At 63.7% G+C, this 23,782-nt stretch carries 15 protein-coding genes; 6 read left to right on the top strand and 9 right to left on the bottom strand.

Going from position 1 to position 23,782, the window contains the following annotated elements; genetic code table 11:
* Positions 1 to 4: 4 nt before the first annotated feature.
* Positions 5 to 1,747, bottom strand: coding sequence for a gamma-glutamyltransferase family protein (locus KBA48_RS00525; protein WP_292902667.1), 1,743 nt, complete (start codon positions 1,745 to 1,747; stop codon positions 5 to 7).
* Between the two features lie 312 nt (positions 1,748 to 2,059).
* Between KBA48_RS00525 and KBA48_RS00520 the strand changes: the two genes are divergently transcribed.
* Together KBA48_RS00520 and KBA48_RS00515 are read left to right on the top strand one after the other, a co-directional pair.
* Positions 2,060 to 2,974, top strand: coding sequence for a LysR family transcriptional regulator (locus KBA48_RS00520; protein WP_292902665.1), 915 nt, complete (start codon positions 2,060 to 2,062; stop codon positions 2,972 to 2,974).
* A gap of 130 nt (positions 2,975 to 3,104) precedes the next feature.
* Positions 3,105 to 3,878, top strand: coding sequence for an alpha/beta fold hydrolase (locus tag KBA48_RS00515; protein WP_292902663.1), 774 nt, complete (start codon positions 3,105 to 3,107; stop codon positions 3,876 to 3,878).
* Positions 3,879 to 4,061: 183 nt separating this feature from the next.
* Here KBA48_RS00515 and KBA48_RS00510 read toward each other — a convergent pair whose 3' ends face one another.
* The 8 genes from KBA48_RS00510 to KBA48_RS00475 all read right to left on the bottom strand — a co-directional run bounded on the left by KBA48_RS00510 (position 4,062) and on the right by KBA48_RS00475 (position 18,773).
* On the bottom strand, positions 4,062 to 6,440 hold the full coding sequence (locus KBA48_RS00510; RefSeq protein WP_292902661.1) for a TonB-dependent receptor: 2,379 nt from the start codon (positions 6,438 to 6,440) through the stop codon (positions 4,062 to 4,064).
* A gap of 104 nt (positions 6,441 to 6,544) precedes the next feature.
* Positions 6,545 to 8,344, bottom strand: a complete 1,800-nt coding sequence (locus tag KBA48_RS00505; protein WP_292902659.1) for an acyclic terpene utilization AtuA family protein — start codon at positions 8,342 to 8,344, stop codon at positions 6,545 to 6,547.
* 83 nt (positions 8,345 to 8,427) lie between these two features.
* On the bottom strand, positions 8,428 to 11,934 hold the full coding sequence (locus tag KBA48_RS00500; RefSeq protein ID WP_292902657.1) for an indolepyruvate ferredoxin oxidoreductase family protein: 3,507 nt from the start codon (positions 11,932 to 11,934) through the stop codon (positions 8,428 to 8,430).
* 21 nt (positions 11,935 to 11,955) lie between these two features.
* Positions 11,956 to 13,686 carry an IlvD/Edd family dehydratase gene (locus KBA48_RS00495; RefSeq protein ID WP_292902655.1) on the bottom strand — a complete coding sequence of 577 codons (1,731 nt, stop codon included), beginning with the start codon at positions 13,684 to 13,686 and terminating at the stop codon, positions 11,956 to 11,958.
* A gap of 270 nt (positions 13,687 to 13,956) precedes the next feature.
* Positions 13,957 to 15,342 (bottom strand): MFS transporter, encoded by a 1,386-nt coding sequence (locus KBA48_RS00490; RefSeq protein ID WP_292902653.1) that lies wholly within the window; start codon positions 15,340 to 15,342, stop codon positions 13,957 to 13,959.
* 29 nt (positions 15,343 to 15,371) lie between these two features.
* Complete coding sequence (locus tag KBA48_RS00485) at positions 15,372 to 16,040, bottom strand: GntR family transcriptional regulator (RefSeq protein ID WP_292902651.1); 669 nt, start codon at positions 16,038 to 16,040, stop codon at positions 15,372 to 15,374.
* Positions 16,033 to 17,259 carry a malonyl-CoA decarboxylase family protein gene (locus KBA48_RS00480; protein ID WP_292902649.1) on the bottom strand — a complete coding sequence of 409 codons (1,227 nt, stop codon included), beginning with the start codon at positions 17,257 to 17,259 and terminating at the stop codon, positions 16,033 to 16,035. Before KBA48_RS00480 ends, KBA48_RS00485 begins: the two co-directional genes overlap by 8 nt.
* Positions 17,256 to 18,773 (bottom strand): AMP-binding protein, encoded by a 1,518-nt coding sequence (locus KBA48_RS00475; protein ID WP_292902647.1) that lies wholly within the window; start codon positions 18,771 to 18,773, stop codon positions 17,256 to 17,258. The genes KBA48_RS00480 and KBA48_RS00475 overlap by 4 nt, the downstream gene beginning before the upstream one ends.
* 58 nt (positions 18,774 to 18,831) lie before the next feature.
* Here KBA48_RS00475 and KBA48_RS00470 point away from each other — a divergent pair, with 58 nt between their 5' ends.
* The 4 genes from KBA48_RS00470 (at position 18,832) to KBA48_RS00455 (ending at position 23,751) form a co-directional block, all read left to right on the top strand.
* Positions 18,832 to 19,743, top strand: coding sequence for a fumarylacetoacetate hydrolase family protein (locus KBA48_RS00470; RefSeq protein WP_292902645.1), 912 nt, complete (start codon positions 18,832 to 18,834; stop codon positions 19,741 to 19,743).
* Between the two features lie 63 nt (positions 19,744 to 19,806).
* A complete protein-coding gene (locus KBA48_RS00465) occupies positions 19,807 to 20,982 on the top strand; it encodes an enolase C-terminal domain-like protein (RefSeq protein ID WP_292902643.1) in 1,176 nt (391 codons plus the stop codon).
* Between the two features lie 54 nt (positions 20,983 to 21,036).
* Positions 21,037 to 22,833: a CocE/NonD family hydrolase gene (locus KBA48_RS00460; RefSeq protein WP_292902641.1), complete on the top strand. Its 1,797-nt coding sequence runs from the start codon at positions 21,037 to 21,039 to the stop codon at positions 22,831 to 22,833.
* A 108-nt stretch (positions 22,834 to 22,941) separates the two neighbouring features.
* A complete protein-coding gene (locus KBA48_RS00455) occupies positions 22,942 to 23,751 on the top strand; it encodes an AraC family transcriptional regulator (protein WP_292902639.1) in 810 nt (269 codons plus the stop codon).
* The last annotated feature ends 31 nt before the right edge of the window (positions 23,752 to 23,782 follow it).

Raw genomic sequence — 23,782 nt, 5'->3', positions numbered from 1 at the left:
CCTGTCAGCGGGCGACGGCATAGCCCTGCATGCCGCGCGGGTTGGCGGCGGCGCGGATGATCGGATCGCCGCCGTCGCGATCAAAGGCGCAAGCGGAAAGCCGGCCTTCCGACCAGTCGCCGCCGACCGTGACCGCATGTCCCCGGCGCCGCAGTTCCTGAATCGTCTGCTGCGGATAGCGTCCTTCAACGGTCAGCGTTCCCAATGCCGCCTCGCGCGGCCAGAAGCTGGCCAGCATATGGTCGGTGTGGAAGGCCGGGGTCTCGATCGCCGCCTGCAGGGGTAAGCCGCATTGACGATGATAGAGCCAGAGCAGCAGCGACCATTGGTCCTGCTGATCGCCACCGGGCGTTCCGAAGGAGAGATAGGGCCGCCCCTGCCGGAAGGCCATTGAGGGGGTGAGCGTGGTACGCGGGCGCCGGCCCGGGCGCAGGCTGCTGGCCAGACCCGGTTGCAGCCAGAACATCTGCATGCGGGTGCCCAGCGGAAATCCCAGCGCCGGAACCACGGGGCTGGACTGGAGCCAGCCGCCCGACGGTGTGGCCGAAACCATGTTGCCCCAGCGATCGACCACATCCAGATGGCAGGTATCGCCCGTCAGTCTGGGGCCGTCCTCGGCCGGGGTCCTGTCCATGTCGGCGGTGCGGGCCATGGTCGGTTCCCCGCCGCCGGCGGCGGCCGACGGTCGGCGGCCGCCAGGCAACACCACGGGAGGGAAAGGGAACTGGCGGCCGGCGATCGCCCCTGGTCGCAATGCCGTGCTGGCCTGATCGGAGATCAAAGCCCGGCGTTCATCGGCATAGCCGCGGCTCAGCAGGGTCTCCAGCGGCACATCCGGATCGTCGCCATAAAATGCATCGCGGTCCGCCATGACCAGCTTCAGGGTTTCGGTGACAAGATGGACGAAGTCCGGGCTGGTTGGCGCATATTGCCCGATATCGAACCCGTCCAGGATGCGCAGCGCCTGTAGAAGCGACGGCCCCTGGCTCCAGGCCCCGCATTTGTAGACGGTGTAATCGCCCTGATCGACGCCGCATGCCTGTTCGATCGGGGGGCGCCAGCCAGCCATATCCGTGGCGCGCAGCAACCCGCCATGGCGGCGGCCGCTGACATCCATGGCCTCCGTGGTGCGGCAAAAATCATCCATGATTTCTGCCACCCCGCCTTCGTACCAGTAGCGCAGCGCGGCATCGATCTGCCCCTCGCGCGAGGAGGAGGCGCTTTCCGCCTGCCGCAGCAGGCGCTGATAGAAATCGGCCAGCGCCGGATTGGCGAACAGACTGCCGGCCTGTGGCGTCGCGTCGTTGCGCAGGAAGATGGCGGCGGAACTGCGCCATTCATCGACGAACAGGTCCCGCACGGACGCGATGGTGCTGGCGGTATTGGACAGAAGCGGGTGCCCGTGCCGTGCATAATGGATGGCCGGTTCCAGAACCTGGCGGAGCGGAACCGTGCCCCAGTCGCGCAGCATCGTCAGCCAGGCCCCGAAGGCACCAGGGACGCAGGCCGCCAGCAGACCGGTCGCCGGGATGAGGTCGAGGCCCAGGGATTGGAAATGCTCGATCGTTGCGGCGGCAGGCGCCACGCCCTGCCCGCAGATCACCGTGGGTGCTTCGTCATCCGCGCGGGCCACGATGATGGGGGCGTCGCCGCCGGGGCCGTTCAGGTGCGGTTCCACCACCTGCAGGGTGAAGCCGGCTGCCGCTGCGGCATCGAAGGCATTGCCGCCCGCTTCCAGGATGCGCATTCCGACCGCCGATGCGATCCAGTGGGTCGAAGCGACCGCGCCGAAAGTTCCACTGAGCTCAGGCCGGGCCGTGAACCGCTTCATCTAGTCTAAACCCCTGTCTGGATTTGTTTGCATGAATAGGGGCGAGTATCCTCAAGAGGTTTCGGCAGCGCCAAGACCTCTTCCTCATCGACGTCATTCAGCATTGTAATAGCGAAGGAATTGCCCAAGACCTGTTGCGTGATGCGGCTACCCGCGAGCATCATGGCCATGATCGCCGGCCGCCCCGCGGCCTGGGATGCTGGAAAGCGATGATCGGGAGAAGATGCGTTGGAGCTACGCCAGCTTCGCTATTTCAAGGTAATCGCCGATGCGGGCAGCTTCGCGGCCGGTGCGCAGCAACTCCGGGTGGCGCAGCCCGCGCTGAGCCGTTCCATTGCCAAGCTGGAGGACGAGGTGCAGCGCAGCCTGTTCATCCGTCACAGCGCGGGCGTGACGCTGACCGATGTCGGAAGGCGGGTCTATGAGCATGCGGAACGCGTGCTGGCCAGCGTGCGCGACCTCATGGACGGTGTCACCGCCGAGGAGACGGAGCTGAGCGGCATGGTGAAGCTGGGCGCGCCGCGTTCCATCCTTGCCCAGTTGGTCATGCCCGTCGCTGCGGATTTCCTGCGGGCGCATGCCGGTTGCCAGTTGGATCTGGTGGAGAATTCAGGTGCGCGCCTGAAGGAGCAGGTGCTTGAAGGTACCCTGGACCTGGCTGTCCTGCCCCACAGCATCGATGCGGGCATGCATCTGACGCCGCTGGTGCGCGAGAAGATCTGCCTGATCTGCCGGGTAGAGGACCGGTCCGCCTTCGGTCCCGTGGTCGCAGTGGAGGAGTTGCTAACCCTTCCCTTGATCCTGACCGGCTATCCCGACAGTTTGCGGCTGTTCCTGGAGCGTCAGGCGCCGCACCTTGCCGACCGGTTGAAATTCAGGAGCGAGGTCAACAGTTCCACCTCCCTGGTCGATCTGGTCCTGAGGGGGGTCGGGTTCGGTGTCGCCCCCTGCTGTGTGGTGGCACAGTCCCCCACCGGCCTCTCCTTTGTTCCCGTCGAGAATCTGGGGGTTGCCTGGGTGATTGCGACCAACTGGCAGCGCCGGGGTTTGCGGGCCGTCCAACAGGTGGAGGCCATGCTGATCGAGAGCGTGAAAGCGCAGTTGGCCCAGGGTAGCTGGCCGACGGCGCAGCCGCCTCTATAGGCACCTGGGGATCGGACGCTGCCGGCAATGCCGGACGCTCATGGCATGCATTGCCCGAAGCTTTTGGACGCGCCGCAGCCCGCCGCGATAGGGTCACGCATCGTGGGAACGATTGAAGGGGGCCGGTGCGATGGCGCAGGTCGAAGTGAATGGTGTGTCGCTGCGCTATGATGAAAGCGGCGCGGGTGAACCCCTGGTGCTGCTGCACGGTTTCAATGCCGATCGCCGGCAGTTCGACTGCTTCCGGCCGCATCTGGGCGACGGCATCCGCGCCATCGCCCCTGATCAGCGGGATGGGCCGGACAGCCCGTTCGACGCCCCCTATGCAATGGTCGACCATGCCGACGACGCGGCCGACCTGATCGCACAGCTCTGTGATGGTGCTGCCCATGTTTTCGGCACGTCGTATGGCGGCGCCGTCGCAATGACGCTGGCCATCCGGCATCCGAAACGGGTGAAGACCCTGACGCTTGGCGCTGCCGCTCCCTGTTTCGACCAGTTCAAGGCACCGGACATGGCGTCGGTCGCGGATCGGGGCCCGGATGCGGTCCGGCGCTTCGTGATGGAACATTTCTTCACGCCCGACGCCATCGACCATGATCGGGCGCTGATGCAGGCGGTGGCCGACAGTTTCTGCGAACGGTCACCGGAGGCGGGAAACCGGCGCATGGCGGCGTTGAGGGGACATGACCTGCGGGACCGGCTGTCGTATATCCGCGCGCCGACCCTGGTACTGCAGGGTGAATTCGACCCGATCATCTCGCTGGAGGTCAGCCGGTCTCTGGCTCGGGCGATCCCTGGCGCGTGGCTTTCCATCCTGCCAGGGGTGCGGCACGGCATTTCGATGGAACGAATTGTTCATATCGCCCGTCTGATCCGAGATCATGTCCTGGCCCCGGCCTAACCGTCGGTTTGGACCTTGTACCAACTTGTGTGGTGTTGGGTGTTTGTGTCACCGGAATAGTTTCCGGTTGAGAGGACTGTGTTCATCGATAGCCACCTCCCAGCGATGAAAGCGGCGCCGTTGCATTGTGTCGACGACGGACATGCACGAGCACCACTTCCATCGCATTGGCGTTCGTCCCTATCAAAAACGGTATCCGACAGACACACCGTAGGTGGCGGGAGCACCGGTGAACCGGGTGACGAAGTCGCTGAATTTCTGCGCTTTGGTGATGTAATATTTGTTGGTCACATTCTCACCGAACACCTGGGCAGTCCACCGGCCGTCACCCGATTCAACGCCGACACGGAAGCCCAGCAGACCATAGGCCGGCACTCTGGTCGAAGGCGAACTGTACGCACCCGACGTGAACCCGGTATAGGTTGCCATCGCGGACAGGGCACCCGAACGATAGCGGTAGTTGGCGCCGACAAAGCCGGACAGATCACCCGTAATCGCGAAATCCTGCTGGGCATCGATCAACAGCGAATATTTTGGTGCGTCCGGGAAGGATGAACCCTCCAGATTGGTTGCGACACCGAAACCATCATAACCGGGCGTGTCGCCCTGCACCCGTGAGTTCAGGTAGGTGCCTTGCGCCTTGACCACCAGTCCCGTTGCCGGGCGCACCTTCAACCCCATCTCCGCGCCATAGACGCGGGATTTGGGAACATTGACCAGCAGATTGAAGACGCCGAACAATCCGAACGGATCGACCGCACGCCCGGCAAGCTGCTTATTTTTGTAGTCGTAATAGAATACGCTTCCATCGATCTCAGCCAGATTGCCGAACACCCGCGATTTGACGCCCGCTTCATACGCAAGCAGGGATTCCTGTTCAACCGGCCGAAGCTGGCTGAATGTGTTGGCGGTGATATTGGGGAAGCTGCCGGCCTTATACCCTTTGCTGATCGTGGCATAGAGCAAGGTGCCCGCTTGCGGCTTGAAATCCAGCCCCGCCCGCCAGGAAAAATTCCCCTGGTCAAGTTCCTGCTCAAGATAGATCGGGGTCAGGCCCGGACCCAGCGTCAGGCAGCCACCTGGCACGGCCGGCACGAAGTTGTTGATACCCGCCCGGCTCTGAAGGGATTGCTGAAGAAAATTGGTGACGGCATATGCCTCGCCGTTGACATCGCGTGTACAGCCGCCATGGTCGATGTCGGTCCAGGTATAGCGGCCACCGGCATGAACACTCACCGTATCCGACAGATCGAAATCGACATTGGCATAGCCCGCCTTGCTGACAGACAGGTTGCGCCCGGTATTGGCAAAGGCCGTCTGGATCTTGCCGGTCGCTGCATAGAAGGCATAGACGGCCGTTGTCCCCTTTGAATTCTGAATCTGGTCCTCGTGAACCAGATCGCGCGCATAATTGGCGCCGACAAGCCATTTCAGCCGGTCATCGGCCAATTCCCCGCCCAGACGGGCTTCCTGGAACACGGATTCGACATCGCCATTATTGTAGATGATCTGTTCGACATTCGCGCCAATCGGTTCCGCAATATCGCGCTGCTTGTAGTTTTCATACGAACCCAGATATGTCAGCCGGACGGTGTCGCTCAAACCATATTCGACGCGTCCGGAAACCTGGCCGAACTTCTGGTCCAGTCGCGGCCGAACCCCCGTAAACCAATCGGTGGCCCGATTACTGTGCGGGGCGAGCGTCACCGCGCCCAGGCCCGGTACGTTGGCGATATTCTGCGGGCGGGTCGGAATGAACGCGAAGACCTGACCGGTGCGGTTCTCCGACTTGTCGCGAAACCCGTTAAGCGTGAGGGTTGCCTGGAGGTCGTCAGACGGCTCGAATTGGAAAATGGCGCGGGCCTTGTAGAGTTCCTTGTCGCCCAGCGTATCGTCGCGCTTGTAGCTGTGCTGGTAAGCCCCGCCCCGATTGGCTTCAAAGGCGACGCGGGCACCGACCGTGTCGGTCAGGGGACCGCTGACGAAGCCGGCAAGATTGACCTCGTTATAGGACTGATAGGTGGCATTGACGCCCGCCTTCAAACTGGTAGTGGGTTTCGCCGCGATATAATTGATGGCGCCGCCGGTCGCGTTCTGCCCGTACAATGTTCCTTGCGGACCTTTCAGGACCTCGACCCGCTGCATGTCGAGCGTGGCGCTCTTGGTCAGCGCCGGATAGGAGTATGGCACCTCGTCCTGGTAGACGCTGACGGTCGGGCTGGCCGACAGCGAATAGTCATTATAATTGATCCCGCGGATCGAATAGACCGGTGCCCCGTAATTGCTCTCGGTCACGACGAAGCTGGGGTCGATCTTCACCAGCCCGTTCACGTCACGGATATTCTGGAGGTGCAACTGATCGCCCGTCACGGCGGTAATGGCCATACCGACGTCGCTCAGGCGCTCGGAGCGCTTCTGTGCGGTGACCACAATTTCCTCAAGCACCACCGGCTCTACGGCAGCCGAGGCCGGCCGCGCCTCCTGGGCACTGACCTGCGATGTCATGGTGAGCGCCAGGGCCGAACAGGTCAGCAGAACGGCGTTCTTCTTATGTCGGATCATTTATTCCTCCCCAAAACTTGACACTTTTCGTCCAGCCTGTGGACGATTGTGTGATTTCTTCTGATTTACCGACGGTAGGTCATGCCGGTCGCGATGGCTTGCGATTACTGGCTAATTTCGGCCGCCAATGACGACGGAACGCGGATAGGCATATCGAGAAGGATTTGCGCATTGCCCTTGCCCAGCGGGTCGAACCGCGCCGACGCGGGCCCGCCGCCGCCCAGCGCATCATGCATCACCAGGTTCAGCGACGCCGTGCCCGGCAGATAAAAGCGCTCGACAGGCCCCTTCACCATATGGGCGAAACAGGCCCCCACCGCGTCGGGTGTCAGCCGGGACCAAAGCAGCGGGAGCCATTCCGGCCGGCGCGCGATGACACCGATATTGGCGATATTGCCCTTGTCGCCACTGCGCGCCCAGGCCAGACGGACCAGCGGGATATCCACCTGTGACTCGCCGGGGGGATCAATCCAGGCGTCAGGGCCGCCGGGCACATCCTCGGCCGCGAAGACCGGGGCGGCAGCAGCCGGGATGTTGATCAGGGTCGTGACGCCATCCAGACGGACGCCCACCGGCACACGGCCCTTGTCCAGCAGGAAGGATAGCGGTTTGATGAGCGGGGACGGTGACGGCCGTCCGCCGGCTGGCATCGTCGTGCCGGGCGACCAGGAGGTGCCCGCCGCCGCAATCTCGCGGGCAAAAATCTCAAGCGCCTTCTTGTCGGCATGATCGACGACGATGCGCACCATCACTTCGCGGGCATCGCGCGCGCGCGAATTGGCCCCATACAGCCATTCGCAGCCGAAGAACTCGATCTGGACATTGGTGTAGTCGGGTAGACCGCTCTGCCGGAAAATTTCCCGTGTGCGCTCGACAATCGCGTCGGCGGTACGTTGCGCCTTGGCCTGTGCGTCGATGCCCACGATCGCCGTCATTCCGGCACAGCGATAACCGTCAAGCTGGGTGGCGGAAACCTTATAGGTGCTGGTCGGCATGCGGCCCCGCGCACCGCTGACGCGCACGCGGTCGGGCGCTACCTGTTCAACAGCGACATGGCGGAAGTCGCAGCTAACATCGGGCAGCAGATAGGCGCCGGGATCGCCGATCTCATAGAGCATCTGTTCGATCACGCAGGCCCGGTCGATCAACCCGCCTGTCTCCTCGGCCTTGGTCAGCTCGAAGCTGCCATCCTCAGCGCACGCGATGATCGGATAGCCGATCCGGGACCAGTCGGGAACGCGCTGCCAATCGGTGAACAGACCACCGGTAGCCTGACAGCCGCATTCGATGATGTGTCCCGCCAAGCTGCCACCGGCCAGCCGATCATAATCCGCCGGGGTCCATCCGAATTCATGGATCAATGCCCCCACCGTCACGGCACTGTCCACGCCGCGACCGGTGATAACGATGTCGGCACCCGCCGCCAGCGCATGCGCCACCGGGAAGGCCCCTAGATAAGCATTGGCGCTCAACACACGCGGTGGCAAGGCCTCGCCGGTGAACATGTCGCGCACGCCCTCTTCGCGCAGCGTGGCCATGAGGCCGCTTACGTCATCGCCCTCTACAACGGCGATCCGGGGCGACAGGCCCATTGATGCGGCGAGCGCGGCCAGAGCATCTGCGCAGCCTTGCGGGTTGATGCCCCCGGCATTGGCGATGACCTTGATCCCGCGCTTCATCACGTCCGGTAACACCAGGCGCATCGCGGTATCGACGAAGTCGGTGGCATAGCCCATGTCCGGCTTCTTCGCACGCATGGCGGCCAGGATGGCCATGGTGGTCTCCGCCAGATAATCGAACACCAGATAATCGATCATCCCGGACGCCACCAACTGAGGCGCACCGACCATGCTGTCGCCCCAGAAGCCGGAAGCCCCACCGATCCTGACGATCTTGCCGGTCATGATCAGAACTCCCCTTTGATTATTTTGATTGATATTGGTTACCGGTATGCCCCCCGAAACCGAAGGGAGGCCCGCAGGCAAGCTCACGCTGCGGTTCGTTGCCGGCGCGCCTCATCCAACTGGCCCAGCAGCTTTTCACGCTTCGCCGCCGCAATGTCGGCCTGCGCCTGCCGGACATGTCCATAACCCCGGATCGATTGCGGCAGCGACGCGATCTGGGTGACGATCCCCAGCGTCGACGGGTTGAGGTCGGTCACCGCCGCATCCATGTCGGCCTCGTACTGCGTCAGAATCTGGCGGTCGAGCACGCGCTCCGCATTGTTGCGGAATGGATCCAGCCAGCTTCCCCGCAGGCCCCGCAGACACGCCATGATTTTCATGGCCTGCAGGACCCAGGGCCCCGCCTCGCCCTTGATCGGCTTGCCGGTATGGGGATCACGCTTTGCGAAGGGCCAGGCCCCCAGGTGGAAGCGGAGCCGGATCGGCCCCTCGAACTCCTTCTCCAACGCGGAACGGAAGTCAGGATGCGTGTAGAGACGCGCAACCTCCCACTCATCCTTGGTCGCCAGCAGGCGATGATAATTATGCGCCACCGCCCGGGCCAGCGCGTCAGCATCCGTGACGCCGGCTTCCAGCTTGCGCACCTTTTCCACCAGGGCCAGGTATTTGGCCACATGCGCCTCGCCGCTATGCGCACGCAGATGCTCGACGCGATGCGCGATGATCTGGTCGAGGCTCCGGCTTTGCGGCGGCAGCGGCGTCACGACCTGACCGGGCTGCTGGGCCTGAATGTAACGCTCAACCGCCGGCAGGTCGTGGGCGGCGCGGCGCCCCCACAAGAAGGCCTGCTTGTTCATGGGCACGGCGGCGCCGTTCAACTCTATGGCCCGCTCGATCGCCGCCGCGCTCAACGGGATCAGCCCGCGCTGCCAGGCCAGACCCAGCAGGAACATGTTCACCCCGATCGGGTCGCCGACCAGGGCCGCCGCCAGCCGCTGGGCATCGACCAGCACCAGACCGACATTACCGACCGCCGTCTCGATCCGCACGATCAGCGCCTTGGGGTCGATCTGCCAGTCTGGGTTGCGGGCGAAATCATTGGTGGGCACAAGGTCCGTGCTCACCACCGCGCGTCCATGACCGGGCGGCAGGCGTGAAAGCGCATCGTCGGAGGCCGCCACGATCAGGTCGCAGCCGATCAAGGCATCGGCCTCCCCCTCAGCGATGCGCGTTGCGTGCAGCATCTGGGCTTGGGGTGCGAAGCGCACATGCGACGTCACGGCGCCATATTTCTGCGAGAGCCCGGTCACGTCCAGGTTGGAGCTATACAGACCCTCGATATGGGCCGCCATGGCCAGGGTCTGGCCGATGGTCACCACCCCCGTACCGCCGATGCCACAGATCAGCACGCTGTGGGTTTGCCGCAGCGGCAGGATGACGGGTTCGGGCAAAGGTTTGGAATATTCGGGCTTTGACGCCGCAACGGTGCCGGCCGTGCTCCCCCGCCGTGGTCTGCCGCCCTCAACCGTTACGAAGCTGGGGCAGAAGCCCTCCACACAGGAAAAGTCCTTGTTGCAGGAACCCTGGTTGATGCGCCGCTTTCGGCCCAGTTCGGTTTCCAGCGGTTCGACCGACATGCAGTTCGACGCCACACCGCAATCCCCACAGCCTTCGCAGACGGCCGCATTGATGAACAGGCGCCGATCAGGATCGGGCAGCTTGCCCCGCTTGCGCAGGCGTCGCCGCTCCGTCGCGCAGGCCTGATCATAGAGGATCACCGAGACGTCGGGATATTCGCGGAACTCGCGCTGCACGGCATCCAGGGCCGTGCGATGGTGCACGGTGACCCCCGTCGGCAGGGTTACGCCTGCATAGCGTTCCGGCTCATCCGTGACCACCGCCATCTTGGCGATGCCTTCGGCGGCGAAACCGGCCAGGATTTGCGGCGGGCTGAGATTGCCCTCAACCTGCTGTCCCCCGGTCATGGAGACAAAGCCGTTATAGAGAACCTTGTAGGTGATCGGCACTTTCGCCGCCACCGCCTGGCGGATGGCCAGATAGCCCGAATGCGCCAGCGTGCCATCGCCGATATTGGCGAAGACGTGGCGTTCGGCGGTGAAAGGCTGCTGACCCAGCCACATCACCCCTTCGGCCCCCATATGCGATATGGTGGTGGTCTGCTTCGGGTTGGTCAGCATGGCCATGCCATGGCATCCGATCCCGGCCAGCGCCCGGCTGCCATCGGGCACCTTGGTCGAGCGGTTATGCGGACAGCCGGAGCAGAAGCCCGGTTGGCGTGACGGGATGGGCGCCTTTGCCAGCGTGGAGGCTGCCTGTGCAGGTGCCAGCATATCGCGACCCAGCACCCGCGCCAGCACAGTGGCGACCCGCGTGGGCGATATCTCGTTTGCATTGGGAAAGGCGATGTCGGCCGGCCCCGCTTCGAACAGGCCGCCCGCGAACAGCTTGCCTACCAGACGCGGTGCGTTCGCCTGACCATAGAGGATGGTGCGCACCTGATCCTCCAGGACCGGCCGCTTCTCCTCCACCACGACGATGGTGTGCAGGCCCTTGGCGAATTCCCGGATGATCTCGGGGTCCAGCGGCCAGACCATGCCGATCTTCAACAGCTTCAAGTCGGTAAAGCGTGCCTGCCCTCCGCCGACCGCCTCCCGGTCGCGCCCCAGTGCCTGCAGCACGTCCTGCCAGGCCTTGCCCGCCGCGATGATCCCAACACCGGCACCCTCCGGTGCCGCCACGATCTGGTTGATCCGGTTGGCCCGCGCATAGGCCATCACGGCACCATGCTTGTGGTTATACAGCCGGTCTTCCTGGGGCAGCGGCAGGTCGAAGCCACGGATGTGATAGCCTGTGCCAAACATGTCCTTGGGCTGGCTTGGCACCTCAGGCAGAATGATGGAAGGCGCATCGGCCCCGACATAGACCGACCCGCCGCCTTCGACGACATCGGTCACGACCTTCATGCCGACCCAGCAGCCGGAGAAGCGGCTCATGGCAATGCCATGCAGACCGTATTCCAGCAGTTCTTGCGTGGTGGACGGATAGAGCACCGGCATGCCCACCGCCATGAAGATCGGATCGGAGAAATTCGCGACCGAGGAGCTTTTGGCGCCATGATCATCACCGGCCAGACACAGCACGCCGCCCTTGGGCGAGGTACCGGCATGGTTGGCATGGCGCAGCACGTCACCCGAACGGTCCACGCCCGGCCCCTTGCCGTACCAGATGCCGAAAACGCCATCCACCTGCGCACCCGGAAATGTGCCGACATATTGCGAGCCCCAGATGGCCGTGGCCGCCAGATCCTCGTTCAGGCCGGCGCGGAACACCACGTTTGCGTCCTTCAGCTCCTTCTGCGCCGCCCACAGTTCCATGTCGTAGCGACCCAAGGGGGAGCCGCGATATCCCGAAATGTAGCCGCCCGTGTTCCATCCGGCCGCCGCGTCGCGCGCCCGCTGCTGCAAAGGCAGACGCACCAGGGCCTGTATGCCGGTCATGTAGACCCAGCCGTCATTGACGCGATAACGGTCATCCAGCGTCGCGACATCGCGGACCAGTGCGGTATTCAAAGTCTGTCTCCCAATCGGGTGTCAGTGTTGGGCTGGCGGCACGTCATGGCCGCTCGTGCCCACAAGGAATTCCAGGTCGCAGCCGTCATGGGCCTGATTGACGGTATCGACATATAATTTGGCGTAGCCCCGGCTGGCTGGCGCGGGCGGCGGTGTCCATGCGGCCAGCCGCTGCTGCAGCTCCTGTTCGGCGATCAGCAGGTCGAGCCGCCGCTCGGCGACGTCGAGTTCGATCAGGTCGCCATCGCGGACCACGGCCAGCGCGCCGCCCACCGCGGCCTCGGGCGAGATATGCAGCACCACGGCCCCAAAGGCCGTGCCGCTCATCCTTGCGTCGGAGATGCGGACCATGTCCGTCACCCCCTGCTTCAACAGCTTGGCCGGGATCGGCAGCATGCCCAGTTCCGGCATGCCTGGAAACCCCTTGGGGCCGCAATTCCTCAGTACCATGATTGAATCGGCATCGATGTCCAATGCGGGGTCATCGACACGCCGATGCAGGTCCTGCTGGTTCTCAAACACCACCGCCCGCCCCTTGTGTTTCAGCAGGCGCGGGGCGGCCGCCGATGGCTTGATGACGGCACCGTCCGGGCACAGATTGCCGCGCAGGATGGCGACGCCCGAATTGGCCATGAAAGGCTGCGCCACGCTGTGGATCACGTCCGGGTTGAGGCACACCGCACCTTCATTGGCCTCGGCCAGCGTGATGCCGGCAGCGGTCAGCGCGTCGCCATGCAGCAGGCCTGCCTCGCACATGTCGCGGATGATCACCGGCAGACCGCCAGCCTCATGGAAATCCTGCATCATGTAGCGGCCAGAGGGCTGGAGATTGAGCAGTGTGGGCACCTCGCGCCCGATCTGGTGCCAATCCTCGATGGTCAGTTCCACGCCCATGCGTCGCGCCACCGCCGTCAGGTGGATGACGGCATTGGTCGAACCGCCGATGGCCGCATTGACCTTGATGGCATTCTCGAACGCCTTGCGCGTCAGCAGCTTGTCCAGCGTCAGATCCTCGCGCACCATCTCCACGATACGGCGGCCAACCATGCGGGCCAGCACCCGGCGCCTTGCATCCTGGGCTGGAATGGCAGCGTTGTCGGGCAGCCCGACGCCCATGGCTTCCACCATGGACGCCATGGTGGACGCGGTGCCCATGACATTGCACACACCGACCGAGCGGGTGAGGCAGGTTTCCGCCTCCTCGAAATCCGCATTCGTTGCCCGGCCCGCCCGCAGATCCGCCGCCAGGTTCCAGGCATCCTTGATCCCGAACGACCTGCCCCGGAAGCTGCCATTGAACATGGGACCGGCCGACAGGCCGATGGTTGGCAGGTTGACGCTGGCCGCTCCCATCAGCAGCGCCGGCGTGGTCTTGTCGCAGCCCATCATCAGCACCACGCCATCCAGCGGGTTGGCGCGCAATGTCTCTTCGACATCCATGCTGCACAGGTTGCGCAGCAGCATCGCCGTGGGCCGGGTCAGCATCTCGCCGGGCGAGATGACCGGAAACTCCATCGGCACGCCCCCGGCTTCCAGGATGCCTTCCCGCACATGCTGCGCCAGGTCCCGGAAATGCGAATTGCAGGGGGTCAGTTCCGACCAGGTATTGCAGATACCGATCACGGGCCGTCCGTCGAAATGATCGGTCGGCACGCCACGGCTGCGGACCCAGCTACGATGCGCGAAATTCTTTGCGCCCCTTCCCTCGAACCAGGCCTGCGACCGCAGCATGCGCTTCTTATCGTCGGACATACGCTTGGCCCTCCTCTATCGATCACGTGGCAACCAGCCTGGCAGCTCAGGCGGCATGAGGTCACTTGGCCCGGTCCTTTTTATGGAGTGAATTGCCGGGATGATCTGTCTGTCCTCGGCGAATTCTACGCCTTCCTTATCAGGGCGACTTGCGATTACTGGCTGATCTCGATCACCCGTGGTTCTGGGCGAAGGCAATGCGCCCCCTGTCCCGCCCGCCAGGCTGCCTGTGCGTGCGCGGGCGATCCCGTGAAGCGTCCGGGAACTGGGTCAGGGCGACGGCTTGGCGCCGTCGGCGCGCATGCGCCGTTCCAGCATTGCCAGCACGGGCGCCAGCAACACCACCAGAAACGCCGGCACTGCGGCCGTACACAGGGCAACCTTCAGACCCAGTTGGTGGGTCATCAAGGCCGCACCGATCAGGGGTGCGGCACTGCTGCCCAGGCGCGAGACGCTTCCCTTCCAGCCGACCGCGGCACTGCGCATCGGGGCCGGATAAACGATCGGCGTCAGGATGTTGAGCGACTGATAGGTGCCGACATTGAAGAAGCCGGCGCAGATGATCATGACCACGAAAAGCGGGCTGCCGAAGGGGAAGAAGGCCAGCCCGGCCAGGGACAGCCCACTCATCGTTGCATAGACCCCGATCACCCGATAGCGCCCGAAGCGATCCATTACGAAACCGGTCGAAAATCCGGCAATGATGGCGGCCACTCCGGCGACGGACGCATAGGCCGCATAGTCGGTCAGCGAGATGCCTTCGAATTCATGAAAGAAGGTCGCGGAAAGGCCGAACACGTTGACGCTGATCTGGCCGCAAATGCAGCTAAACCAGAGCACAAGCGTAAAACCGGCGCGACGATCCCCGAAAATCTCGATGACCGAGATCCGCGTGCCGCGTTTACGGGCCGGTTGCTCGAACCTTGTATCCGGCCCCAGGACGATGCCCAGCTTGCGCAGCGCTGCAAGGATATCGATGGAGGGGGCGGCCGCTCGTGCCAGATGGAGCGGCGATTCCGGCACCAGCAGCAATATCGGCGTGATCAGCAGCAGCGGTGCCACAGCACCGATGACATACATGCCCTGCCAGCCGATATGATTCAGGGACAACGCCACCAGGGCACTGGCCCCCACCGTCCCGACGCCGATACCGGCGTAAACGATGCCCACCATGCTGGATCGGCGTTTGATGGATGAGATATCGGCGACAAGGCTCGCCACCGCCGGAAGCAGGCCGCCGCCCAGAACCCCGGCAATGAAGCGCGTCGCCGCGAAGCTGGTCACAGAAGAGGCGAACACGCTCAGCAAGGTAGCGACCGCGAACAGGGCCAGCAGCATGAGCAACATACGCTTGCGTCCGAACTTGTCGATTAGCGGCGCCAGCAGCAGCCCGCCCAGAGCCTGGCCGATAGGCTGTGCCGCATAGGCGCCGGTGAGGCTGGCAGTGGCAATGCCGAGAGAGGCCGCGATGGCGGGCAGCATCTGTCCGGTTACAGCCAGATCGTAGCCATCGATCAGCAACACGCAGAATAGCAATGCCGTGGTCGTGACATGCCCGCGCCGCATCGGCGACATGTCGAGCAACAGGGCGAGATCGACCTTGTCACCAGGCGTGCTTCCGCCCGGACCTGTGGCAGCTTGGATGGCTGCAGGCATACGGTACCTCTCCGATATGAAAGTAACGGTCAGCGTTGCCAGCTATTGAAAACCAGATCGCGGGTACGCCGCAGATGGTTGGTCAGCAGGCTGACGGCCTTGTCCTCGTCACGCGCGATGGCCGCCTCGGCGATCGCCACATGCTCGTCCTCATCGCCGCGCTGGCCACCAAGCGCGGCACGCGAAATCGCGCGATAGCGGGCCGCCGCATCCGACGTCCGTTGACAGAAATTCTGCATCCAGGTCGATCCGCAGGCGCCGATCAGCGCATTATGGAATTCATCATGGGCACTCTCCCACTGCGCGCCGCGCAGGCCGCTATCCACCTCGACCAGGCGCGGCGCCCGGCGCAGGCGGTGCAGCGTCAGCACCACATTTTCCTCCCAATCACGGCCGCCACGCTGGATCGAGGCCCGCAGCGCCGCCTCGTTCGCCCAGCAGCGCGCATCGAACAGATCATCAAGATCCTTGAGATCAAGCGACGCCACCCGAAAGCCGCGCTGATCATGCTGGGAAACCAGCCCCTCGCTGACCAGCCGGTTCAGCGCTTCCCGGATCGGGCTGGGCCCGACCTGCAGCTCGTCGGAAAGATCCTGAATATGCAGGCGCGCACCGGGCTGGTGCCGCCCAACGATAATGGCCTCCCGGATACGGGCATAGGCGGCCGACGCGCGCGTGTTGGCCACAGCCTCAACCATGAATGACACTCCTGCGTGTATTGGCATCAGATCTCAGAAACGGCATCCGCAAAGGCGTGTGCAACAGCGCATCGATCGCCCAGGCGCGCGGCACCTTACCAGCGCGATAGCCAAGCTGCGCCTTTTGTATATGGTCCAGGCGATAGCGGTAATTGACCATCAGGCCATAGCTCTCCGCCACACCGTTATCCGACAGGTTCGCGCGCCAATTGATCCGCTCCACCCGCGCGCCGTTCGACAGATGGAAATGGGCAACCGGATCAGGGGCCCGCCCTTCCGGGGCAAGCGTCAGATACCGGGCAGCCGCCCGCGTCAGCGGCAGTTCCAGCGCCGGGTAGCTTTCCGGGTGATCCCACCAATGCGGCGTGGCGAGCAACGCCGTGTCAGCGGCGGACAGTCCGGTCGTCCCGCCGTCATTGCGCTCGATCCACTGCCGGAAACCCGGTATGGGCGACAGGGTGGAGAAGGTCGTCAGGCTGGGTAGTTCCTGGTGCAACTCGGTGACCACGCGCTTGATCAGCAGATTTCCGAAAGGGATGCCATTTAAGCCCCTTTGGCAGTTGCTGATCGAATAGAAAATCGCCGTGGTCGGCGCCGGATCGTCGCCAATCGGCGCTTCCAGGATCGGCTTGATCGTCTGGCTGATCTCGCGGGTCAGGGCGACCTGCACGAAGATCAAGGGATCATTGGGCATGGCCGGATGGAAAAAGCCAAAACAGCGGCGGTCGCCGGCAAGGCGGCGGCGCATGTTCGCCCAGCTTGTGATCGGATGCACGGCTTCATATCGCATCAGCCGTTCGAGCAGGCTTGCCGGGCTGTCCCAATCGATGCGACGGAGTGTCAGGAAGCCGCCATTGAACCAGGAGGTCAATGTTTGCTGCAATTGCCGTTCGAGCGGCTTCAACTCCGGCTGCGACTTGGCCAGCACCAGCAATCGCCGCCGCAGATCGACCAGCAGCGCCGTCCCGCCCGCGGCGAGGTTAAGCTGATGGATCACGATCTGCCATTCCGCGGCCAACTCCCTTGCAACCGCTGCAAAATACTCAGAAAACCGGCTGTCTTCCAGCCCGCCCAGTTCCACGGCAAGCGCATTGGCAACACGCGGCCCCGCGGCATCACCGCTGGCCTTCGCCAATTGACGCGTGAGATCGATCGCCGACGGCGGCGCCGGCGACAGCGACCGTTTCAGCAGGGCGGGGATGGAAGGAAGATGCATCATGCCGTTCCCATCGTGAACAGACCTTTATGCGTCGCGCGCAGTGCCGCCTTTTCCACTTTTCCCAGGGTGTTGCGTGGAAGCTCATCCGCAAACACTACTGCCTTGGGCACCTTGAATCCGGCCAGTTCCTGCTTGAGCGCGCGGATGATGGCATCGGCGTCGGCACCTTGGCCGGGTCGCCGGCAGACGACCGCGACCACCGCTTCCCCGAAATCGGCATGCGGAACACCGATCACGGCACTCTCCTCAACCTCGACAAGCGCGTTGATCACCGCTTCGACCTCGCTCGGATAGACATTCAGCCCGCCGCTGATCACCATGTCCTTGGCACGGCCGACAAGATGCAAATACCCGTCCGCGTCGATCTTTCCCAGATCGCCGGTGATGAAAAATCCGTCGTCGCGAAACTCGGCCTTCGTCTTCTCCGGCATCTGCCAATAGCCGCGAAACACACCCGATCCCCGCACCTCCACCGAACCGACCGCGTTCACCGGCAGCGCCGATCCATCCTCATCCGAAATCCGCAACTCGACACCCGGCAGAGGCAGGCCAACAGCACCCCGACGAACCCCGGCCCCGGGCAGGTTGGAGGCGATGACGCCGCATTCCGACATCCCATACCGCTCCAGCAGGGTCAGGCCCGTTCTTTCCTCAAAGGCGTCGAACGTTTCCAGCAGCAGCGGCGCCGACCCGGAAATGCACAGCCGCAGATCCTTCGCCGCCGCCCGGTCAAAGCGGGCATCGCCCAGCAGGCGCACATAATAGGTCGGGACCCCCATCAGGACCGTCGCCCCCGGCAGCGCGTCCAGCACCAGCCCCACATCGAAGCGCGGCAACAGCCGCACCCTGGCCCCCGCCAGCAAGGCGGTGTTCAGTGAAATGAAAAGCCCATGGATATGGAACAGCGGCAGCGCGTGGATCAGCACGTCCCCCGCCGCCATCTCCCAGACCTTGCCCAGCGCCAGCGCATTGCTGAGCAGATTGCCCTGAGTGAGCATCGCGCCCTTGGATCGCCCGGTCGTGCCCGACGTGTAGATGATGGCGGCAAGATCATCGGCACCTACCGGGGCGCTATCGACATCCGCCCCGCTGCTGGCAGCATGGTCCAGGAACGATCCGGCGCCTTGGGCATCAAGCGTCAGAAGACGCGCGCCCGTCGCCCCGACCATCGGCCCATAGTCGGCTTCGTCCGCAGGGTCGCAGATCACCAGGGCCGGCTGCGCATCTTCAAGGAAATAGGCAAATTCCCGGACGCGATAACCGGTGTTGAGCGGCACGAATATGGCCCCGCACCTCAAGGTCGCCAGATAGACAAACACGGCCTGCAGCGATTTCTCGACCTGGACCAGAACACGATCGCCCCGGCCCACACCCAGGGCCGCCAGCCCCGCTGCCGCCCGCTCAACCCCCTGCACGACCTCGGCGCCACGATAGGCGCGGCCGCCCCACTCAATGACGGTGGCGTTGCCGGCACGCCGCAACGCCACCTCCAAGGCCGCATACAATCCCATCATGCCATAATCTCCAGATTTTGATTGCATCAATTAATAACATCGATATTTTTGGCGTCTAGTGAGTTTTATCGTTATCTATGGGGACAACATGCGATTCATCTCTTTTTTTGAGGCTGGCGAGGTGCGGACGGGTGTGGTGGTGGCTGATGGCGCGATCGACATCGCCGCCCTGGAGCTGCCTGGCATGACCAGCCTGCTCGACATCATTCGCGGCAGCACCGATGGACTGGCCGATATCGCGGACGCACTTGCCCGGGCGAGCGCCGCGCCCAAGCCTTTGAGCACACTGAAGTTACTGGCGCCGGTCGCGGCATCAGGCAAAAACATCTTCTGTATCGGGCGTAATTATCTGGGCCATGTGCAGGAAGGCTATCGCGCCCGCGGGCTGCCGATCGACGTTCCCCAGGCCCCGCAGATCTTCAGCAAGCCGCGCACGACGCTCGCCGCCGCCGGCGATGAACTGCGCTTCGACCGGAATGTCAGCGATCGCATGGATTATGAAGGCGAACTCGGCATCGTGATCGGCAAGGGCGGCCGCAACATCGCCCCCAAGGACGCGTTCGATCATATATTCGGCTATACGGTCATCAACGACGTCACCGCCCGCGACCTGCAGCGCAAGCATGATCAATGGTTCAAGGGAAAGGGTCTGGACCAGTCCTGCCCGATGGGGCCGTGGATCGTGACCAGGGATGAGGTGGCGGATATCCAGGCGGTGGAGATTGTTACGACCGTGAATGGCGAAACGCGCCAGTCGGCCAGGATTTCCCAGATGATCTTCGACATCCCGACCATCCTGGCCGAACTTTCCAAGGGCATGACGCTGGAGCCGGGCGATATCATCGCTTCCGGCACACCGGAGGGCGTGGGCTATGCGATGGCCACGCCGCAATATCTCGCGGACGGCGATGTCGTGACCGTTTCGATCAGCGGCATTGGTACACTGACCAATCGAATCGCCATGCGCTGAGCAGCATCGTTCGAAGCGATGACAAATCGACGCGCCATGAAAACCCTTTGGAAATAGCTAGATATGCGCATCCTGGACATACGTGAAGCGGCGCTGCCGATGCGCAGCGATCTTCGAAATTCGGTCTTCTCGTTTGCCGAGATGACGGTGTCGATCGTGGCCGTCCTGACAGACAGGATGGTCGAGGGTGAACCAGTCATCGGATATGCCTTCAACTCCATCGGCCGCTATGCCTGCGGTGAGCCGATGCGGGCCCGCTTCATCCCCCGGCTGACCCAGGCACCGCCCGACACTTTGCTGGACCCGGACGGCTATCTCGATCCGGCCAAGGCCTTGCGTTGCATGCTGGTGGGCGAGAAACCCGGCGGCGATGCCGCGCGGGCGGTACCGGTAGGCACGATCGAGACGGCTTTGTGGGATGCCGTGGCCAAGGCCCGACGCCTGCCGCTGGCGGAACTGATCTCGCGAACCTGGCGGCAGCGGCCGATGGAAGCGCGGGTACCCTGCTATGTCGGCGGCGGCTGGTACAAGCCCGACAGCAAGCCCGGCGACGTGGCCGAAGAGCTTCAGCGCCATCTGGACGCCGGCTATACGCATATGAAGATCAAGGTCGGCGGCCTGTCGCTGGCCGAGGATATCGGCCGCGTCGAGGAGGCCCTGAAGCTGCTGGGCGGTGATCCGCAACGGCTGTCCGTCGATGTGAACGGGCGGTTCTCCACGGCCGAAGCGCTGGATTATGCAAGCGCCCTGGCCCCGTTCAATCTGCGCTGGTTCGAGGAGCCCTGCCATCCCAACGATTTTCAGGCATCTGCCGCCATCGCCGCCGCCTATCCGGGAGCGCTTGCCACCGGTGAAAACCTGTTCAGTCCGCATGATGTCTGGAATCAGGTGCGGTTTGGCGGCTGGCGTGCCGACCGCGACTATCTGCAGATGGACCCGCCCCAGATTTACGGCATCGCCACCTATGCCAATCTGGTCAGGGACCTGGCAGCCGACGGCTGGGGCCATGACCGGCATTTCCCCCATGGCGGCAACCAGATGTCACTGGCCCTGGTGGCTGGCCTGGGGCTTGGCGGCTGCGAGGCCTATCCCGGCTTCTTCGGCGCCTTTGGCGGCTATGCCGATGATTGCGATGTCTCCAATGGATCGATGCCGGCCCCACAGCGGCCGGGCATCGGCTTCGAAGGTCAAAGCCGGCTCCATGCGCTGATGCGTGAGGTCGCCGCCGGCTGGATCTGAGGATCACGGCCCCCGGCACTTCGAATAATTTGCACATTCAAAGGAACGAACGAGATGAACGAGGAAACCCCGCTGCGTGCCAACCCCGACGCCCCCCTGTCCGACGACATGCCGGAGGCAGTGCATGCGGACGGCATGCGTATTCTGTGGGATGCGCCCATCAAGATGAGCGACGGTGTCGTCCTCCGGGCCGACATCTTTCTTCCCGAAGCGCCGGGCCGCTATGCCGCCCTGATTTCTTATGGCGCTTATGGCAAGGGGGTCCCCATGCAGGTGGGCTACAAGAGCGCCTATGACCGCATGGTGCGCGCCTATCCGGACATCGCAGAGGGCTCGACCAACAAATATATGAACTGGGAGGTCGCCGACCCGGAGAAATGGGTACCCGATGGCTTCGTCTGTATCCGCGTCGACAGCCGCGGTGCCGGCCGCTCGAAAGGCGTGCTGGACCCGACCTCGGCGCAGGAGACGACGGACATCTGCGAATGCATCGAATGGGCGGCGGCACAGCCCTGGTGCAATGGCAAGGTCGGGATGAACGGCATTTCCTATTACGCCACGAACCAGTGGTATGCCGCCGCCCAGCGTCCGCCGCATCTGGCCGCCATCTGCGTCTGGGAAGGCTTCGTCGACCGGTACCGCGATGCCGCACGGCATGGTGGCATCCTGTCGCAATTCGGCGCTGGCTGGTATGGTCGTCAGGTTCTGAAGATCCAGCACGGATACGGCAATCGCGGCATAAAGAACCCGAACAATGGCGAGTGGGTGAGCGGGCCGGAAACGCTGTCGGAAGCGGAACTGACGGCGAACCGCGCCGTGCCGATGGTCGACGGGGTGCTGAACCACCCGCTGGATGACGAATTCTACTCCAGCCACAAGCCCGACCTCAGCCGCATCGAGGTGCCGCTGCTGTCCGCCGCCAACTGGGGCGGAATGGGTGTCCACCCGCGCGGCAATTTCGAAGGCTATCTTGAGGCGGGCTCATCCCAGAAATGGCTGGAAGTCCATGGCGATAGCCATTTCAGCCCCTTCTATCGCGCCGAGGGTGTGGCGTTGCAGAAGAAGTTCTTCGGCCATTTCCTGCAGGGCAAGGATACCGGCTGGGACCGGCAGCCGCCGGTGCAGTTGCAGATTCGCCGGCCGGGAGAGCATTTCACCATCCGTGACGAACAGGAATGGCCGCTCGCCCGCACGCAATGGACCCGGTACTATCTCGATCCCGGCACGCGCACCCTGACCACCACGCCCGGCACTGGAGCCGCCATCACCTATAGTACCACGGACCATGGCATCACCTTCATCCTGCCGCCGTCGACGCAGGAGATGGAGATCACCGGCCCCGTGGCAGCCAGGCTGATGGTGTCTTCCGACACGGTCGATGCCGACATCTTCCTGGCCTTGCGGCTGTTCGCGCCGGACGGCAAGGAGGTGCTGTTCATCGGCTCCAATGATCCGCGCGTCCCCATCGGGCTGGGCTGGTTGCGTGCCTCGCACCGCAAGCTGGACCCGGCCAGGACGCTGCCCTACCGCCCCTACCACAGCCACGACGAGTTGCAACCGCTGGTGCCGGGCGAGCCCGTTATCCTGGATATCGAAATCCTGCCGACCAGCATCGTGGTGCCGGCGGGCTATACGCTGGCGCTCAACATCCGTGGTTGCGACTATGACCATGGGCTGGGCGACGCCGGCCTTTCCGACCAGCCCTACCCGATGACCGGTGTCGGCCCGTTCCGCCATGCCGACCCGCGGGATCGGCCGCCCGACATCTTCGGCGGGAAGAATACGCTGCACTTCGTTGCGGGCAGCGAGCCCTTCCTGCTTCTGCCCGTCATCCCGTCCGATCCGGCCTGAGCCAGCTTGGCGGGGGCGGCGTCACCGCCCCCGCCAGGGCAGACCCGCACAGGTGCCGCAAATATAAAGGAGGCACGAAAAGCGCCTCCCACTCCGGGAGAAATGTCAATGACCCCAGCGACTTCGTTCGTCCCGCAGCGCTTTACCAGCGCCGATCGCGTCATGTGGATCACCCAGGATCGCGTCTTCTACGCAGGGCTGCTGGGCACCCCCTGCCTGCACACACAGGGGGCCATCATCGCGAATGTTGCGATCGATGGCCCGTTGCGCGTGAGGGTCGACGGGGGAGATTGGCAATCAACCGAAGTCGCCATCATCCAACCGCATGTACCCTACGAAATAGCTTGCGAGGGGCGCCACGTCCTCAATGTATCGATTGAGCCGGAAACGGTGGATATGGACCGGCTCCCTTCCCTGCTCCGTTCCTGCGGTGCGGTGGCTGCGCCGGATTTCGCCGCCCATGTCCGCGACGTGCATCGGCGACTGGTCGTCCCCGGCGGTGCGCCGGGTCTGCGCCCCTGCGATTTCGATCCGGTATTTTTCGGGCATACGCTGCCGTCGCGCTCCCTGGATCGGCGCATCACCAGAGTGCTGGACAGTATCAGGAACAATCCGACGGGCGCCATCGCGGCCGCAGAGTGCGCATCGCTGGTCAACCTGTCCTTCTCGCGCTTCCTGCATTTGTTCAAGGAGGAGGTTGGCATCCCCTTCCGCAATGTGCGCACCTGGAAGCGAGCCCGTAGCCTGCTGCACCATGTGCATTCCAGCAGTAATCTGCTGCATGTCGCTCTGGATATCGGCTACCCGGACAGCACGCATTTCAGCCACTCGATCCGTCAAGTCTATGGTCTGAAGCCTAAGGACATCATTGCCGGCTCCCGCAAGCTGCGCATCATCACGCACGCACCGGCGCTTTAGCCAGTCCACACAAGACGCACCGCCTCCTTGA

Origin of the sequence: Niveispirillum sp. (genome assembly GCF_017996735.1) — a bacterium.
Taxonomy (GTDB): Bacteria; Pseudomonadota; Alphaproteobacteria; order Azospirillales; family Azospirillaceae; genus Niveispirillum.
The sequence above is the reverse complement of the archived record's forward strand: the minus strand, read 5'-3'. Positions and strand labels throughout refer to the sequence as shown.

Excerpts from the sequence above, each read along its gene's own strand:
- KBA48_RS00525 (WP_292902667.1), bottom strand. The coding sequence starts at position 1,747 with ATGCGCATCCTGGAAGCGGGCGGCAATGCCTTCGATGCCGCAGCGGCA.
- KBA48_RS00480 (WP_292902649.1), bottom strand. The coding sequence starts at position 17,259 with ATGATGCATCTTCCTTCCATCCCCGCCCTGCTGAAACGGTCGCTGTCG.
- KBA48_RS00505 (WP_292902659.1), bottom strand. The coding sequence starts at position 8,344 with ATGACCGGCAAGATCGTCAGGATCGGTGGGGCTTCCGGCTTCTGGGGC.
- KBA48_RS00460 (WP_292902641.1), top strand. The coding sequence starts at position 21,037 with ATGAACGAGGAAACCCCGCTGCGTGCCAACCCCGACGCCCCCCTGTCC.
- KBA48_RS00485 (WP_292902651.1), bottom strand. The coding sequence starts at position 16,040 with ATGGTTGAGGCTGTGGCCAACACGCGCGCGTCGGCCGCCTATGCCCGT.
- KBA48_RS00465 (WP_292902643.1), top strand. The coding sequence starts at position 19,807 with ATGCGCATCCTGGACATACGTGAAGCGGCGCTGCCGATGCGCAGCGAT.
- KBA48_RS00455 (WP_292902639.1), top strand. The coding sequence starts at position 22,942 with ATGACCCCAGCGACTTCGTTCGTCCCGCAGCGCTTTACCAGCGCCGAT.
- KBA48_RS00510 (WP_292902661.1), bottom strand. The coding sequence starts at position 6,440 with ATGATCCGACATAAGAAGAACGCCGTTCTGCTGACCTGTTCGGCCCTG.
- KBA48_RS00495 (WP_292902655.1), bottom strand. The coding sequence starts at position 13,686 with ATGTCCGACGATAAGAAGCGCATGCTGCGGTCGCAGGCCTGGTTCGAG.
- KBA48_RS00490 (WP_292902653.1), bottom strand. The coding sequence starts at position 15,342 with ATGCCTGCAGCCATCCAAGCTGCCACAGGTCCGGGCGGAAGCACGCCT.
- KBA48_RS00515 (WP_292902663.1), top strand. The coding sequence starts at position 3,105 with ATGGCGCAGGTCGAAGTGAATGGTGTGTCGCTGCGCTATGATGAAAGC.
- KBA48_RS00475 (WP_292902647.1), bottom strand. The coding sequence starts at position 18,773 with ATGATGGGATTGTATGCGGCCTTGGAGGTGGCGTTGCGGCGTGCCGGC.